Annotated in this window: 1 protein-coding gene and 1 pseudogene; one reads left to right on the top strand and one right to left on the bottom strand. The window is 39.3% G+C overall.

Annotation, left to right across the window (positions count from 1 at the left end):
• A pseudogene (locus BLO51_RS30015) lies at positions 1-232 on the top strand (IS1634 family transposase); the annotation flags it as partial.
• Between the two features lie 375 nt (positions 233-607).
• Here the strand turns inward: BLO51_RS30015 and BLO51_RS28265 are convergent.
• The gene (locus BLO51_RS28265; protein ID WP_090677479.1) at positions 608-1,696 is read right to left on the bottom strand and encodes a WG repeat-containing protein; all 1,089 of its coding nucleotides are present in this window, start codon (positions 1,694-1,696) and stop codon (positions 608-610) included.
• Between the last annotated feature and the right edge of the window lie 83 nt (positions 1,697-1,779).

The following is a 1,779-nucleotide window of genomic DNA, read 5'->3' as shown; positions in this document are numbered from 1 at the left end:
AGCGGCGGGTTCGGCAGCACATCACCGAGCAAAAGCCGATGCACGGAGCAGGCGGGCGCATTTTGCGAAAACCCACGGCTGCGGCGATCTTTCAAATCTTTAAGTACCGGAAAGTGGCCGTTATTCGCATGCCGGACGGCACTTGGTCAGGCAGTTCGGAAGCCCGCTTACCAAAGAGGAGAAGCGTGTGCTGTCGATTCTCAATTTGGATGAATCCATTTATCTCGGCTAATCGAATCTGAGGACTTCAGCGGTGGTTTTGCTCTTGGGACCATCGCTATATCCGTTTAACCGGCTCATTTTCTCTCAAGATTCCACTCACTACCTCATGATGAAGGTGCGGAATGTAAGTGATATGTTCCTCTTCTCTACAAGATGAATGGTTAAGGCTTCACCATTGCGGCCCGAATCTTCCCCCTTATAGACAGGGGTCATTTCTCTTGACGTATACTTCTTTACGAACTTATCAACTTGTCAAAAATGCTCTGCAAAAATTTAGTCGGACAAATGCTCAGAGGCGGCTAGAATTACGGTTCTCCCTTATAGTTTTTACACCTCTACTTTTTATGGATTTATAAATTTCGTGAACTATCTCAGAATAATTGATCTAATCTGTTGGTTTCCAAACATACTTTCCATCCAAACCAATATAACCCCATTTTTTACCTTCTTGTACTTTTGCCATTCCGTTCCTAAATTCCAAGGCATTATCAAATTTAAATTCTATAAACTCCTTACCAGATGCATCGATGTAACCCCATTTTTCACCAATATTAACAGCGGCAGCTCCCTCATAAAAGCTATCGACATAATCGTATTTAGTGTCTATAACCAAGTTGCCTAACTTGTTAATTGCACCCCATTTTTCTCCGATCGATACAGCAGCTAGCCCCTCGGAAAATGTAGATATACGGTCAAACTGAAGTGGGCTAACTTGCTTCCCTTCTATATTTACTAACGTCCATTTTAACTTTTGATTATTGTCTAGCTTTTTAATGAAAGCCACCCCATCTACAAAAGAGGTACAAGGGAAAATATCCGTATCATCGGGGAAAGTTTCAATATTCAGAACGGTCTCCCCTTTTTTGTTTATATAACCTGCAATACCCTGTTCAAAAACAACACATGCATACCCCTCTAAGAAATTTGAGGCATACATAAACCGGGGAGAAATAGCTTCTTTTCCGTTTTTATCGATGTATCCATATTTCACATCATATTGTACAACTGTTAATTCCTCAGAGAAGTCATAGGCATTTCTAAACCGTGGCGAAATAACTTCAGCACCGGATTCATCAATAAAACCATATTTCTTATTTGTGCCAACAAGAGCTCTATCTTCAGAAAAACTATGCGCAGTATCAAATTTAGCTTCAACAACCATACTTCCTTTTACATCAATAAACCCGTATTTCCCATTTTTTTTAATTAGAGCTCTGCCCTCTTTATATTCTTGTGCTTCTTCAAAATTAGGTTTAATTATTAGTTTACCTGAACGATCAATATAACCATATTTCCCGTCTTGCTTTATAGGGTATAGAACAGTCTTTTTTTCGGTTTCATTTGTTGTATTTGTAGTGGTGGTTGTGTCCTGTCCCCTTGCAGATGCAGCAGGTGAAAGGTCTTGATTCAAAACTTTATTTTCTCCCTGCTTATTTAATAAAAAGATAACTACAAATATAATTTTGAATATCAAGTTACCTCAGCAAAAACCTTCACATACGAACGTTTGTTTGATACACTAATTACAAATAAATGTTCGGGAGAGATTGGCATGGC

Origin of the sequence: Paenibacillus tianmuensis (genome assembly GCF_900100345.1) — a bacterium.
Lineage (GTDB): Bacteria > Bacillota > Bacilli > Paenibacillales > NBRC-103111 > Paenibacillus_G > Paenibacillus_G tianmuensis.
The sequence above is the reverse complement of the archived record's forward strand: the minus strand, read 5'-3'. Positions and strand labels throughout refer to the sequence as shown.